The organism is Methylobacterium nigriterrae (genome assembly GCF_037106235.1).
GTDB classification, from domain to species: domain Bacteria; phylum Pseudomonadota; class Alphaproteobacteria; order Rhizobiales; family Beijerinckiaceae; genus Methylobacterium; species Methylobacterium nigriterrae.
In genome coordinates, this window is the sequence record NZ_JBAWTG010000695.1 from 1 (window position 1) to 303 (window position 303).

Sequence of the window (303 nt, forward strand, 5' to 3'; positions counted from 1 at the left end):
GGCGGATCGGCCAGCGGCACCATCGCGCGGATCAGGATGGCGCCGGCCAAAGCTTCGGGCCGCAGCAGCAGTGTCGCCGCGGCGCTATTGGCGCCGTTCGAGAAGCCGAGCGCGATGGGCGCGGCGATCCCGTATGCCGCGCGCGCCTCCACGACGAAATCGGCGAGATCGCCGGCGCGCCGGCGCAGATCCGCCTCGTCGAACACGCCCTCGGACAGACGCCGGAAGAAGCGCGGCATCCCATTCGCGAGGACGGGCCCGCGCGGCGACAGGAGCGCGGCGCCCGGAGCCAGCGCCCGGCCG

General features: G+C 74.9%; 1 protein-coding gene. It reads right to left on the reverse strand.

The annotated features are described in order from the left end of the window. Positions 1-303, reverse strand: a 303-nt coding sequence (locus WDW90_RS38760) for an alpha/beta hydrolase (RefSeq protein ID WP_431311224.1), incomplete at both ends; no start/stop codon positions are given.